Source organism: Geomonas sp. RF6, from assembly GCF_021044625.1.
Lineage (GTDB): Bacteria > Desulfobacterota > Desulfuromonadia > Geobacterales > Geobacteraceae > RF6.
Genome location: NZ_CP087999.1, coordinates 4,614,430 through 4,627,654 on the forward strand (window position 1 = coordinate 4,614,430; position 13,225 = coordinate 4,627,654).

The window sequence follows — 13,225 nt, forward strand, 5'->3', positions numbered from 1 at the left end:
CCTTCCCGTCGATAGATAGGAAAGGCGCCGCCAGCAACGCTGCAATGCGCCGCACTTTTCCGATCTCGCGCCGAGTAACCCGGCGCCAAGGCATGAAGGACAGATATGCAGCACGGGAATTATCTCATTCGAGACGAAGGGGTGCACCCCGACGAGTTGCAGGCCGATCTGCAGCGCATGGAGGAGCGAATCCGCGAGCTGGAACGATCCGAAGCGGGACTCCTCCAGGCGAAGAGAGAGCTGGAGACAGCGGTCTCTCTGCTGGAATCCGCCATTATCGCGACAGACAGTGACGGCGTCATCACCCGCTTCAACAGCGGCGCGGAGCATCTTCTCGGCTACAGTGCGCAGGAAGTTGTGGGATCGAGGTGCGATGACACCCTCCTTGTAAGGGAAGAGGTGGAGAGATGGCGCAGGCTGCTCGACCTGCCGAGTGCTGCCTGCGGCCTTGAGGTCGCCTTTACCCAGTCTGCGGCCGTGGCAGAGGGGGAGGCGTACTGGACTCTGCAGCAGAAAGGTGGCGTAAAGCTCCTCCTGCGCCTGGCGCTGAGGGAGGTCAAAGGCTCCGACGGCAGAGCGGAAGGTTTTGTCGCCGTCGTTCAGCAGGCGGAGTGCAAACGGTGCGAGGGGCGCGCGAAACTGACGACCTTTGCCGAAGCGATACCGCACCCCCTCTTCGTAAAGGACCAGGAGGGGAAATTCATCCTCTGCAACAGCGCCTTCGCGAAGTTCCTCGGGCGGGCGAAAGAAGATCTCTCCGGCGCCGACCCCGCGCAATTTTTCCCGGAGGAGTACTGCCGGCAAGACGCGAACACCGACCTGCAGCTCCAGCACCTCGGTTCCGCCTCCTTCCAGGCGCGCGCGAGGCGGGCTGATCAGGCGATGCGGGTTCTTTCGGTGAAAAAATGCCGCGTCCCCTGGGGAGACCCCTCCTCACTGGCGGTCGTCGGCGCGGTCCTGGACATTACCGAGGAGATCGCCATCCAGGAGGAACTGCAGCTGCAGGCCACGATGCTGGAGGAGGAGATCGCCAATCACCAGCGCGCCGAAGAGGCGCTGCGCGAAAGGGAGCGGATGCTCTCTCTCATCATCAACACCGTGCCGCAGGCGATCTTCTGGAAAGACACCCGGTCGGTCTACCTCGGCTGCAACCAGAAGTTCGCCGACTATGCAGGGCTCCCCTCCCCTGCCGACATCGTCGGAAAGACCGACTTCGAACTCCCGCTGGAGACCGCGGTCGCCGAGAGGTACCGGCAGGGAGACCGGGATGTCATGGTGCGTGACATGCCGCGGATCCACGGGGAAGAGTCCCTGCTGCGGCGGGACGGAAGAGAGGTCGTCATCGACACCACGAAGATCCCCCTGCACGATGCCAACGCCTGCGTCGTGGGGCTCCTCGGCGTCTTTGAAGATATAACCGAACGGAAGCAGGTGGAACAGGAGCTGCGGGAAAGCGAGGAACGGCTCCGGCTGATCTTCGACGCGAGCCAGGTCGGCATCATCCTCCTCTCCACCGAAGGGAGGATCATCTTCGGGAACAAGAGGCTCGCAGAGATGTTCGGCTGCTCACTCGACAAGATGATGGGGACGCTTTACATCGACTGGCTCTACCCTGCAGGAGCAGAGGAAGGGATACGAGCCACCGACGACATGATAACCGGGAGAATGCGCTGCGTCACGGCGGAGCGCCGCTACAGGCGCAAGGACGGCAGCGACTTCTTCGGCTTCATCTCCGGGCGGCGAATGGTGGAGCCGGACGGATCGCTGCGTGCACTCGTCGGGTGCATCGCGGATGTCACCGAGCTGAAGAGCTCGAGACACGAGCTTGAGCGCGAAAAGGAGCGGCTTGCGGTGACACTCCGCTCCATCGGCGACGGCGTCATCACCGTCGACAACTCGGAGCGGGTGGTGCTCCTTAGCCGCGTTGCCGAGGAACTGTGCGGGTACCTCCAGGTGGAGGCGGCAGGGCTCCCCCTCTCGGAGGTGTTTCGGGTCGTGCATGAGGAGAGCGGAGAGCCGCTGGCGGAAAGCCCTGCCGCGCAGGTACTCCGGACGAGACGCCCGGTAGAGCACACCGAGCATACCGTGCTGGTGGCGCGGGACGGGACGCGGCGCACCATCGCTACCTCGGTGGCCCCCATCCTCGACAGGGAGCGGCAAATCCTCGGGGTGGTGCTGGTTTTCCGGGACGTCACCGAAAAGAAGGCGATCGAGGAGGAGCTCTTCAAGGCAAGAAAGCTGGAATCGCTGGGGATTCTCGCCGGCGGCATCGCGCACGACTTCAACAATCTCCTCACCGGCATCATGGGGAACATCTCCCTTGCCAGAATGCAGATGTCGCAGGACGAGCTGGCAGCGCCGTACCTTGAGCGCGCCCAGCAGGCCTCGGAGAGGTCGCGAGAGCTTACCCAGCAGCTTCTGACCTTCTCCAAGGGGGGGACCCCGGTAAAGAAGCTGACCTGCCTTGCACAGATCATCAGGGACTCCGCCACCTTCGCGCTCACCGGGTCCAACGTGCGCTGCACTTTCGACATCTCGAGCGACCTGTGGCCGGCCGAGATAGATCCGGTCCAGATGGGACAGGTTATCAGCAACCTGGTCATAAACGCAGACCAGGCGATGCCCGGTGGAGGACTCCTGGTGATCCGGGCGGAAAACGTCCTTCCGCTGGACGCGGAGACGACCGAGAAAAAGATCCGCATCACCCTGAAGGACACCGGCGTGGGGATAAGCGGGGAACACCGGCAGCGGATCTTCGACCCCTACTTCACCACGAAACGAAGCGGGAGCGGCCTGGGGCTCGCCACCGTCTACTCCATCATCAAAAAGCACGACGGGGAGCTGAAGGTTTATTCGAGGGAGAACCATGGCACCACCTTTGCCATCACACTTCCGGCCCAGGAAGGGGTAGTGCCGAAGGTCGTGCAGCAGCCACAGGTCGAGCCGCAGACCTTCGGGAAGGTGCTGGTCATGGACGATGATGCTGCCATCCGCGGGTTGGCGAAGGACTCCCTCGACTTTCTCGGATACCGGACGACGGTATGCAAGGACGGCAGGGAGCTCCTCGAGTTGTACCGGTCAGCGCAGGCGGAGGGGGCTCCGTATTGTGCTGTTATTATGGATCTGACGGTGCCGGGGGGGATGGGAGGGCGCGAGGCTGTGCAGCGCCTTTTGGAGATCGATCCAACGGCACTGGCGGTGGCCTCCAGCGGCTATTCCGAAGACGCCATCATGGCCAATCACCGCCACTTCGGCTTCGCGGGAGTCATCGCGAAGCCATACAGCATCCAGGACCTGAAAAGCTCCCTAGCCGTTCTCCTGAAAGAGCGGCAGCGGTGAACGGCGGGGAAGCCGTAGGATGTTTCACGCAGCGCCTCAGAAGACCTCGCGTCCCCCCCTTTGCGAAGGTTCATCCGGGAATTCCGGGGAACGCGCTACAAAGAATCCGGGTGCCGCACGCTGGAGCGTAGGCATCTTGCCTGCGATGGCGGCGCAGCCGCCACAGACCGCGCGGCTGGCGCCGCGGTACAGGCTGGGAAGCCTGTGCTCCAGCGCGGCGCCACTAGTGTCCCCTCACGTCAACGGAAGCGACCGGGCTGAATTCCTGGAATTGCCGGATGGACCTTTTTGAAGGGGGATTTGCTCCTCGTTGGCACATTTCACAGATCCCTTCCAGCTCCGCAGCCGCAACAAAGAAAGCCCCTGCCGTCAAGACAGGGGCTTTCTTGTGTAACGATGGCGTAAAGACCTACTTCGTGGCCGCCTTCTGCTTGGCTACCCTCGTCCTCGTTTTTGCCGGCTTGGCGGGAGCACCCTTTTTCGCTTCGATGTTGGCCATCCTCACCTCACGCGCCTTGGCGAGGTTCGCGGCAAGCCCTCTGTCCTGCGCCATCTTCCTTCTCGCCTCGGAGTAGCTCTTGGCCGAGAGCGGCTGCTTGCTGGGGATGCCGAACTGCTTCTTGTACTCCCCCGGCTTCATGTTGTGCGCAGTACTCAGGTGACGCGCAAGCGTCTTGAACCCGCCCTTGCCACACACCATGCAGACGACTTCTCCCTTTCTAAATGCTTCCTTTACTGTCAGTGAAGGCTTGGCTTCTTCCGGACCTTCCATAGGCTGGCCAGCCTCGAGATTCTTTAAAGCATTGTGCACTTTCCCAATCTCAAAGATGAGTTGTTCGGATGTCATAGGTGTACTAGAAGCATGGGATGCCACTATCTGAGCCGCAATTTCTACCAAAGTTGCCATCGAGTGTTCCTCCGTATCATAAAAATCCAGTTGACTCGATTATTCCTGTGTTTCACAGGATTGTCAACACGATTTGTTGCAAAACGATTATGGCTTTCTGAGTGCTACAGGTTTTATATCGTGTTTCTCAAAGAGAACGCCAGTTACAGCAGAGCGTATGATCGTACCTCCTCTCCTTCCTGGAGGAACTATGAGACTACAATGTGTGTTGCCTAAGCCCTGATGCAGGCCTCGCCACCAATGGAAATTGAAGAAGACCTGCCACGGTAAGAGAGGTAAAGATAAACGAGCCGGGGTGTCGCAAAGATTATCTGGACGAGAGGATCAGGGAGGGGCTTTTATAGGAAACGGCCGGTGATTGTGTCAGTCAACTTCTCACTGTTTCAGGTTCCGCACTTCCTCTTCAAGTGCGAAGATCTGCCTCTTCAGCTCGGCCATGCGCAACTCGCGTCCGACGAAGAACTTGTTCATCGTTTCCAGCTGGCTGTTACTTTCCTCCAGCTCGGCGGTACGCTCACGCACCCGTGCCTCAAGCTCTTCGTTGAGGGCGCGGACAGCGTCCTCTGCCTCCAGACGCTCTTCGATCTCCTTCATGAGCTTCTTGTTGGCAGCCGCAAGTTCAGCGGTCCTCTCACGTACCAGGTCTTCAAGGCGGCTATGGTAGCGCAAAAGTTCCGCCTCCGCATTCCTCATGCCGGTCACATCCTGGACCATCAATAGGAAATAGCTCTGCCCCTCCCGGGGATGCTGCACGAGCCCGACGGAAAATCGGAGCCACACCTGGTCCCCTCCCTTCTTGCGGTACAGCGTCTCCCCCTCGCAAAATCCGCTCTCGCAGGGGCGCCCGCCCGTCAGCTTCAGCTCCTCCGCCGTCCCCCCCTGCTCACCGGTAAGATCGCCGAGCTGCATCTTGAGAAGCTCGCAGGGAGGGAGCCCGGTTATGCCTGAGAGGCGATGGTTGATGCGCAAAAAGGTGAAATCGTGGGAGAGGAGGGCCATTCCCAGGGGAGCTTCCTCGAAGATGCGCCTGAAGTTCTGCGCGTCATCGTGCACCGCCTGTTGTGCGGAAGGAAGAATGATGGGGACCGCAGCTGCCGGATCGAGGACCATGTCCACCCCCTCCCCGACCAGTGCCTGCAGCTCGTTCTTCGTCTCGGTGACGCGTCGCGCTAAGGCTAGCCTCGCCTCCTCCGACTCCTGCGCCGCAGGCAACCGTTCTTCATCCTTAGCATAAAGAAGACGGAGCACCTCTTTCGGCTCGGCAAAGATGCCGGTGACTACAGCAAAGGGTTCGGTGGCACGCACCAGAGCAGGCGTCGTGAAGACGCAGTCGGCGAGCGCAGCCGCGGGGAAGGTGAGGGCGTCCACGATCTTCAGGGTGTACTGCTCGGGGGGGACTTGCAGCAGTATGGCGCGCACGTTCTCCAGAGCGCGGGTGGAGGCGGGTGCATTATCCGCGAGGTAGAGCCGGAGATGCACGACGCCGGAAGCACCCCGGCCCGATGCGTCAGCTCCCCTGCCATCTCTCCCCGCCCCTCGCATGCTCCCCCCTTGCACTGAATACGGCGCGCTTGCAGACATTGTTAATAAGATATACAGCACGCTCACTCATAGACAAGAATGGAGCTGAATATGGCGCACAGCATCTGCGCGCCTCTTCAGAGAAAATTAGGTTGACGCCGATACGGCAATAAAGTATTAGTTATACCCATCGCCGCACCCGAAGCGGCACACATAGCACGTACTTATCTAGAGCGACCGAGGGACTGGCCCTGTGACGTCGCGGCAACCTCCCCGCAGGGGAAGGTGCCAAATCCTGCGAAACGGCAACGTTTCGGAAGATAAGGAAGCGCGGACCATCTCTCCAAGACAGTCCCCTTCCGCCCCCGGATGGGGACTTTTCATTTTGGAGGAGCACAGAATGCAGATCGCCACGCAGGCAGCACAGATCGGCCTCGACCGGGCCAGCAGGACCGGCGCCGTGACCGTCCCCATTTACCAGACCGCCACCTTCAGGCACCCCGGCCTCGGGCAGAGTACCGGATACGACTACTCGAGATCCGGGAACCCCACAAGGGAGGCGCTCGAGGAGGGGCTCGCCCGTCTCGAGGGAGGATGCCGCGGCTTCGCCTTCTCCTCCGGAATGGCGGCCATCACCACCCTCCTTCTCCTCTTCAAGCAGGGGGACCACATCATCGTCACCGAAGACCTGTACGGCGGCTCGTACCGGCTCTTCGAGAAGATCTTCCAGCGCTTCGGCCTCACCTTCAGCTACGTCGACACGAGCGACACCGAAGAGGTCGCCCGCGCCATTCGTCCGGAGACGGCGGCGCTTTTCGTGGAGTCCCTGACAAACCCGCTCCTGAAGATCGCCGACGTGGCCGCCCTCGCCTCCCTGTGCCAGAAGCGCGGCATCCTCAGCATCGTGGACAACACATTCCTGACCCCATACCTGCTTCGCCCCCTCGATCTCGGCGCCGACATCGCCCTCTACAGCGGCAGCAAATACCTTGCGGGACACAACGACACGATCTGCGGTCTCGTCGCGGTGAAGGACGCAGAGCTAGCCGAACGGGTCTACTTCCACCAGAACGGGGGGGGGGCGGTCCTCGGTCCGCAGGATTCCTTCCTCACCATCCGCGGTATGAAGACGCTCTCCGTGCGGCTGGACAGGCAGCAGGAAAACGCCCACGCCATCGCACACTTTCTGGTGAACCACCCGAAGGTAGCTCGCGTCTACTACCCGGGGCTTCCGGAGCACCCGGGGCACGATCTCATGAAACGGATCAGCCGGGGATTCGGCGCGATGATCGCCTTCGAGGTGACGGAGCCCGAACTGGTGGAGCGGCTGCTGCTGAAGACGGAGCTCATCTCCTTTGCGGAGAGCCTCGGAGGTGTGGAGAGCCTCATCACCTTCCCGCAGGTGCAGACCCACGCGGACATAGAGCCGGAAAAACAGGAACGCCTCGGGATAAACAACGTCCTTCTGCGCCTTTCCGTCGGTATAGAGGACAAAGACGACCTGATCGCAGATCTGGCCAAGGCACTGGAGTGAGCCTTCATCCGCTGCACCTCGGCATGGGTGGATCTGAGTACTGATACATCTCCTCAAGGAGGGAATGATGAAATTCGCGACACAACTAATCCACGGCGGTCCCGCGGTCGATCCGGAATACGGGTCGCTGTGCCACCCGCTTTACCACTCCTCCACCTTTGCGCAGCAGTCGATGGACCACTTCGGCAGGTTCGACTACGCACGTTCAGGCAATCCGACGAGGGAAGCGCTGGAAGAAGCGATAGCATCCCTCGAGGGTGGCTCGACAGGGCTCGCCTTCGCCTCCGGGATGGCGGCGATCTCCTCCACCTTTCTCCTCTTCTCCCCCGGCGACCATCTCGTAGTGTGCGAGGATGTGTACGGCGGCACCTTCCGCGCGCTCTCCACCCTCTTCGCGCGCTGGGGGCTCACGGTCACCTTCGTGGATGCCACCGACATATCCGCCATCGGCGCGGCGATCCTCCCCCATACGAAAGCGATCTACCTGGAGACGCCGTCGAATCCGCTCATAAAGATCACCGACCTGCGGCAGGCGGCCGCCCTGGCGAAAAGGCACGGGCTCCTCACCATCGTGGACAACACCTTCATGACCCCGTACCTGCAGCGCCCGCTGGAGCTCGGCTGCGATATCGTGCTGCACAGCGGCACGAAGTTCCTCAACGGGCACAGCGACGTGGTGTGCGGCTTTGCGGTGACCGCTGATCCGGAGGTGGGTAAGAGGCTGCAGTTTATCCAGAACGCATTCGGAGCGGTGCTCGGGCCGCAGGACTCCTGGCTGGTGCTGCGCGGCCTGAAGACGCTGAAGGTGAGAATGGAGCAGAGCCAGTCGGCGGCAGGGCAGATCGTGCAGTGGCTCGAGTCGCAGCAGTGTGTCACGAAGGTTTACTACCCCGGTCTCCCGAGCCATCCGGGATTCCAGGTGCACCGCGAGCAGGCAAGCGGCGCCGGCGCCGTACTCTCTTTTGAGCTGGAGTCGTACATCCTGACCAAGAGGCTTCTGGAGGGGGTGAAACTTTGCGCCTTCGCGGTGAGTCTCGGCGGGGTCGAGAGCATCCTCTCCTACCCCGCCCGCATGTCGCATGCCTCGATGCCCGCCGAGGAGCGGGAAGCGCGCGGGATAAAGGACACCCTGGTGCGCCTGTCGGTCGGGCTGGAAGACCCCGCCGACCTCATGGCCGACCTCGACCGGGTACTGAACGGCTAACAGACCGTCCATGTAGGCCGGAATAAGCGGAGCGTTTCCGGCAGGTGCCGGTTCGACAACTGCTGCCGGGAACGCCTGCGGCTTATCCCTGCCTACATTTATCCCGTCATCCATGCAAAGCAGGGCGCTTTATTGGCGGGCTTTTGTATACAATATCGCCAGCTTACGCAGGATCGAAAATTTTTTGTCATTGAGTCAAATTTATATTTGACATCTAACTGACGAATTTGATAAAGTGCCGCATCCTTGGATGTCCCTCGGATCAAACCAACAAGAAGTAATATGGGAGAAGTAAGGTAATGGTAAACGGAACTGTAAAATGGTTTAACGACAGCAAAGGGTTTGGATTTCTTGAGCAGGAGAACGGCGAGGACGTATTCGTACACTTCTCCGCTATCAACGGCGACGGCTTCAAAACCCTCACCGAAGGCGAGAGCGTAAGCTTCGAAATCGTCAAAGGTCCGAAAGGCCTCCAGGCAGCCAACGTTACCCGCGGCTAAGAGCAACACATACCTTATCTAAAAGCTTCGGAGCTTCTCTCCGGAGCTTTTTTTGTGCATGAAATAAAAGGCCCTGATACGTCGCCGACCGCTAAAGTTTGGAGGCTCCATCAGGGCCTTTCTCATTTCCCCTCTCTTCAGCGCTTTTGCATGGAGTCGAAATTTATCAGGAGCGCTGTCGGGATGAAGGTGTCGATCTCGCTGAAACGTTCGCCGAGGAACCTCTCGGTGAAGAGGCGAAAGAGCGCGACTTCTTCCCTGAACATCCCGTCAAACGGTGCAGCAAGCCCCTGCAGCTTCAGTGGGTCCTCGTCCAGGAAGTTCATGGTGCACCATTCCTCGTGCATCACTTCCCCGCTTACATCGATGAGGGGAATGCCATGCAGCCGGCAGGTCATCGGCCTGTGCCGGTAGACGAGGCACCTTCCATCCTCCCCCAGCAGAACGCACGGCGTCTCGTCCTCCTCGGGCATCAGCGCGTACCAATCCTCTTCCGGGCGGTAGTTCAGGAAATACGGATGCTCGAAGTCGGGCCACTCCTGCCGCATCTGCGCAACCCGCGCCTCGCACTTCTCCAGGACACCCCTTTTCGTCTCCTCCGGAAGGGCGTCAAAGCCGAGCTTAAGGTAGTACGCGTCGAGCAGGGTGATGTCGAAGAGGGAGCGGCAGCAGGACGAGCAGCCGCTGCCGCAGGCGATGGACTGGGGGTAAAGCTCCATGCAGCGGGAGAACCAGGCATCCACCTGTCCGAGCAGTGCTTCCAATTTTGCAATCATCTTATTCATAACGCAGCGATTACCAAGGAAAATCCCCTGTATCCCCCCTTCGCAAAGGTTCCTCCGGGAATTCCCGAATTCAGCCCGGTCCTTCCGTTGACGTGAGGGGACACTAGTGGCGCCGCGCTGGAGCACAGGCTTCCCAGCCTGTACCGCGGCGCCAGCCGCGCGGTCTGTGGCGGCTGCGCCGCCATCGCAGGCAAGATGCCTACGCTCCAGCGTGGGGGCACCCGGATTCTTTGTAGCGCGTTCCCCACAATTCCCGGAAGATCCTTTGCAAAGGGGGGGACGCGGGTTGTCGTGTAGCGGTTACTGGAAAGTTAGCGGGTCTTCGAAGTGCGCAGAGTGCGTCGTGTAAAAACAGCAAAAGCGGCGGTTCGAGAACCGCCGCTTTTGCGCCAAGCTTGATCCGAGGCCGCTCTAGGCGAGAATGTCGGACTTGGTGAAGATCGACTTCAGCCAGTACCCTTCCTTCTCGATATTCTCGCGACCACCTTCCTCACGGTCGACGAGGGTTACCACGCCAAGGACCTTCAGCCCTTCTTCCTCTGCCCTCTTGATCGCCTTCAGCGAAGATCCGCCGCTCGTTACCACGTCCTCGACGATGACGACCTGGGTGCCGGCAGGGAGGTTCTTTCTACCCTCCAGCCATGCTCCTGTGCCGTGACCTTTCGGCTCTTTCCTGATGATGAAAGCAGGAACCGGCTTCCCTTCCAGGAAACTGACCACAGAGGTCGCCGTGGCAATAGGATCGGCACCGAGGGTGAGCCCCCCTACCCCGCCGAGCCCCTCGACATCGCGGACTGCTTCAAAGAAAAGCTTTCCGGTGAGGTACCCCCCTTCAGGGTGCAGGGTGGTCTGCTTGCCGTCGAAGTAGAAGTCGCTCTCCCTGCCGGAGGCAAGGGTGACCTTCCGCTTCTCGTACGACAACTCGATGATGATCTTCTTTAACCGCTCTTTTTCTGTCATTGCTCCTCCAACTCTTTATCAAATAAGGCAAGCTGCGGCTCCTGGGCGAGTCGCGGGAATTTGACCGGGTATCCCCCGGTGAAACAAGCGGTGCAGAAGGTATTTTCGATTCCGACCGACTGCATCAGACCCTCTTCGGAGAGGTACCCGAGGGAATCGGCGGTGATGTAGCGGCGGATCTCGTCGATGGAGTGGGACGAGGAGATGAGCTCCTTGCGGTTCGGTGTGTCTATCCCGTAATAGCAGGGGTAGCTCGTCGGCGGCGACGAGATGCGGACGTGGATCTCCTTTGCGCCGGCGTTTCGCAGCATCTTCACGATCTTTCTCGAGGTGGTGCCGCGCACGATGGAGTCGTCGATCACCACCACCCTCTTCCCCTTCAGGACTTCGCGCACCGGGTTCAGCTTGATCTTTACGCCGAAGTGGCGGATCGACTGCTGCGGCTCGATGAAGGTACGCCCCACGTAGTGGTTGCGGATGAGACCGAGCTCGAAGGGGATGCCGGACTCCTCGGCGTAGCCGAGCGCGGCGGGAACGCCGGAGTCGGGGATGGGGATCACGATGTCGGCATCCACCTTGTGCTCGCGAGCCAGCTGCCTCCCCTGCTCCTTGCGCACCGAGTACACGTTCTTCCCGAAGATGGTGGAGTCGGGCCGCGCGAAGTAGACGAACTCGAAGATGCAGGGGGTCGGGGTGACCTTCTTGAAGGGGAAGTGCGACTGCACGGTGCCGTCCTTCTCGATGAAGATCAACTCACCCGGCTCGATCTCGCGCACGAACTCCGCGTCGATAAGGTCGAGCGCGCAGCTCTCGGAGGCGACGACGTGGCCGTTGCCGATCTTTCCGAGGCAGAGGGGGCGGAAGCCGTTCGGGTCGCGCACCGCCACCATCCTCGTCTCGGTGAGGAAAAGGAGGCAGTAGGCGCCCTGGAGCCGCTGCAGCGCGTCGGTCAGCCGGTCGAGGAGCGAGCTCGCTTTCGAGGTGGCGAGGAGATGGACGATGATCTCGGTGTCCATCGTGGTCTGGAAGATGGAGCCGTACGCCTCCAGCTCGTCCTTGATGATCTGCGCGTTCACGATGTTGCCGTTGTGCGCTACCGAGATGGAGCCGCGCGAGTAGTCGACCATGATCGGCTGCACGTTCTTGATCACGGAGGAGCCGGTGGTGGAGTAGCGCACGTGGCCGATGGCGGAGTTGCCGGGGAGCGACTTGAAGATCTCCTGGTTTCCGAACACGTCCGCCACGAGCCCCATGCTCTTGTGGGCGTGCAGGTTCGCGCCGTCGGAGGAGACGATGCCGCAGCTCTCCTGTCCGCGGTGCTGCAGGGCGTAAAGGCCCAGGTAGGTGAGATTGGACGCTTCGGGATGGCCGAAGACGCCAAAGATTCCACACTCTTCTTCGGGCCTGCGCATCAACATTTCTTCCACGTATATAGCTCCTTGCATGTCGCTCGAAAGCGGGAGGAGTAGTTCCGCCCGCTCCGGAAGAGACATAGAAAAAAATCTAGAACCTGAAAAAGCTTCTCCACGGGACATTCCGGATTACTGCTCCCGGTGTCCGCGTGCAACCGCCTTTGATGCTAAAAGTGCTTCTTTACGTAGTCTGCTGCATTCTTGAAGAAGATGAGACCGTCGCCTGCCTCGGGGAGCTCTTCCCTCGTCCAGCGCGGGTGCTGTGTGCGGTGCACGAATGCTTCCGGGTGCGGCATGAGCCCCATGACGCGGCCTGTTTCGTCGCAGATACCTGCGATGGCGTTGGTAGAGCCGTTGGGATTTTCGGGGAACTCCATGGTGGGAGCGTCGTATTCCTTGTCAGAGTATTTTAGACAAGAAAGGTGCCCGGTTTCAATCTTTTCCAGCGTCGCCTCGCAATCGACGAGGAATTTTCCTTCGCCGTGCCGGATCGGGAGGTAGATCCCCTTCTCGATCCCGGCTGTATAGAGGGACGGGGAGGCGGTGTCGCACTTCAGGTAGCACCAGCGGTCCTGGAACCTGCCGTTCGCGTTGTAGGTAAGGGTCGCGCTCTGCTTCAGGTAGTCCCCGCCGATGGCGGGGAGCATTCCCATCTTCACCAGGAGCTGGAAGCCGTTGCATACGCCGAGGATGAGCTTCCCGTCCTCGATGAAGCGCAGAAACTGGTCGATGAGGCGCTCGGACTTCCCTTCCACGACAGCGTGGCGCAGACGGTGCGCCTGTGCCTTTGCGCTTCCGAGGTCGTCGCCGTCCAGGAAGCCGCCGGTAAGGTTCAGAAAGTGGTAGTCGTCGAGCCGCACTTCACCGGACATGAGCTCGGAGATGTGTGCGATGCGGGCCTCGTCGAAGCCGCCGAGCCGGCAGGCGTGCGCCGCCTCGTTCTCGCAGTTGGTGCCGTTTCCCGTTATGACCAGCGCTTTTGCTATTGTCATCTGATTCAATTCCTTTATTTCCGCCGAATACTTAAGGCTTTGTCCGCAGATTACGCAGATTTACGCAGATT

At 60.4% G+C, this 13,225-nt stretch carries 10 protein-coding genes and 1 riboswitch; of the genes, 4 read left to right on the top strand and 6 right to left on the bottom strand.

Annotated elements, in window-relative coordinates; all coding sequences use genetic code 11:
• Window positions 1-105 precede the first annotated feature (105 nt).
• Window positions 106-3,339 (top strand): PAS domain-containing hybrid sensor histidine kinase/response regulator, encoded by a 3,234-nt coding sequence (locus LPW11_RS19650; protein ID WP_230995563.1) that lies wholly within the window; start codon window positions 106-108, stop codon window positions 3,337-3,339.
• A gap of 409 nt (window positions 3,340-3,748) precedes the next feature.
• Here LPW11_RS19650 and LPW11_RS19655 read toward each other — a convergent pair whose 3' ends face one another.
• Both LPW11_RS19655 and LPW11_RS19660 read right to left on the bottom strand, forming a co-directional pair.
• Entirely contained in the window at window positions 3,749-4,246 is a 498-nt protein-coding gene (locus LPW11_RS19655) for a MucR family transcriptional regulator (protein ID WP_230995564.1), read from the bottom strand.
• A gap of 375 nt (window positions 4,247-4,621) precedes the next feature.
• Window positions 4,622-5,788, bottom strand: a complete 1,167-nt coding sequence (locus tag LPW11_RS19660; protein WP_230995565.1) for a PAS domain S-box protein — start codon at window positions 5,786-5,788, stop codon at window positions 4,622-4,624.
• Window positions 5,789-5,988: 200 nt separating this feature from the next.
• A riboswitch (SAM riboswitch) is annotated at window positions 5,989-6,094 on the top strand.
• Window positions 6,095-6,167: 73 nt separating this feature from the next.
• Here LPW11_RS19660 and LPW11_RS19665 point away from each other — a divergent pair.
• From LPW11_RS19665 to LPW11_RS19675, 3 genes are all read left to right on the top strand, one after another.
• The gene (locus LPW11_RS19665) at window positions 6,168-7,301 is read left to right on the top strand and encodes a trans-sulfuration enzyme family protein (protein ID WP_230995566.1); all 1,134 of its coding nucleotides are present in this window, start codon (window positions 6,168-6,170) and stop codon (window positions 7,299-7,301) included.
• Window positions 7,302-7,368: 67 nt separating this feature from the next.
• A complete protein-coding gene (locus LPW11_RS19670) occupies window positions 7,369-8,505 on the top strand; it encodes a trans-sulfuration enzyme family protein (RefSeq protein WP_230995567.1) in 1,137 nt (378 codons plus the stop codon).
• Between the two features lie 299 nt (window positions 8,506-8,804).
• Window positions 8,805-9,005 carry a cold-shock protein gene (locus tag LPW11_RS19675; RefSeq protein WP_230995568.1) on the top strand — a complete coding sequence of 67 codons (201 nt, stop codon included), beginning with the start codon at window positions 8,805-8,807 and terminating at the stop codon, window positions 9,003-9,005.
• A 137-nt stretch (window positions 9,006-9,142) separates the two neighbouring features.
• Here the strand turns inward: LPW11_RS19675 and LPW11_RS19680 are convergent, their stop codons facing one another.
• From LPW11_RS19680 to LPW11_RS19695, 4 genes are all read right to left on the bottom strand, one after another.
• On the bottom strand, window positions 9,143-9,769 hold the full coding sequence (locus LPW11_RS19680; protein WP_230995569.1) for a YkgJ family cysteine cluster protein: 627 nt from the start codon (window positions 9,767-9,769) through the stop codon (window positions 9,143-9,145).
• A 432-nt stretch (window positions 9,770-10,201) separates the two neighbouring features.
• On the bottom strand, window positions 10,202-10,750 hold the full coding sequence (gene pyrE, locus LPW11_RS19685) for an orotate phosphoribosyltransferase (RefSeq protein WP_230995570.1): 549 nt from the start codon (window positions 10,748-10,750) through the stop codon (window positions 10,202-10,204).
• Window positions 10,747-12,168 carry an amidophosphoribosyltransferase gene (purF, locus tag LPW11_RS19690; protein ID WP_230998332.1) on the bottom strand — a complete coding sequence of 474 codons (1,422 nt, stop codon included), beginning with the start codon at window positions 12,166-12,168 and terminating at the stop codon, window positions 10,747-10,749. The genes pyrE and purF overlap by 4 nt, the downstream gene beginning before the upstream one ends.
• Before the next feature lie 161 nt (window positions 12,169-12,329).
• On the bottom strand, window positions 12,330-13,154 hold the full coding sequence (locus LPW11_RS19695) for a phosphoribosylformylglycinamidine synthase subunit PurQ (RefSeq protein WP_230995571.1): 825 nt from the start codon (window positions 13,152-13,154) through the stop codon (window positions 12,330-12,332).
• Window positions 13,155-13,225: the final 71 nt, after the last annotated feature.

Coding starts and splice junctions, on each gene's coding strand:
- LPW11_RS19650 (WP_230995563.1), top strand. CDS start 106: ATGCAGCACGGGAATTATCTCATTCGAGACGAAGGGGTGCACCCCGAC.
- LPW11_RS19655 (WP_230995564.1), bottom strand. CDS start 4,246: ATGGCAACTTTGGTAGAAATTGCGGCTCAGATAGTGGCATCCCATGCT.
- LPW11_RS19660 (WP_230995565.1), bottom strand. CDS start 5,788: ATGCGAGGGGCGGGGAGAGATGGCAGGGGAGCTGACGCATCGGGCCGG.
- LPW11_RS19665 (WP_230995566.1), top strand. CDS start 6,168: ATGCAGATCGCCACGCAGGCAGCACAGATCGGCCTCGACCGGGCCAGC.
- LPW11_RS19670 (WP_230995567.1), top strand. CDS start 7,369: ATGAAATTCGCGACACAACTAATCCACGGCGGTCCCGCGGTCGATCCG.
- LPW11_RS19675 (WP_230995568.1), top strand. CDS start 8,805: ATGGTAAACGGAACTGTAAAATGGTTTAACGACAGCAAAGGGTTTGGA.
- pyrE (WP_230995570.1), bottom strand. CDS start 10,750: ATGACAGAAAAAGAGCGGTTAAAGAAGATCATCATCGAGTTGTCGTAC.
- purF (WP_230998332.1), bottom strand. CDS start 12,168: ATGTTGATGCGCAGGCCCGAAGAAGAGTGTGGAATCTTTGGCGTCTTC.
- LPW11_RS19695 (WP_230995571.1), bottom strand. CDS start 13,154: ATGACAATAGCAAAAGCGCTGGTCATAACGGGAAACGGCACCAACTGC.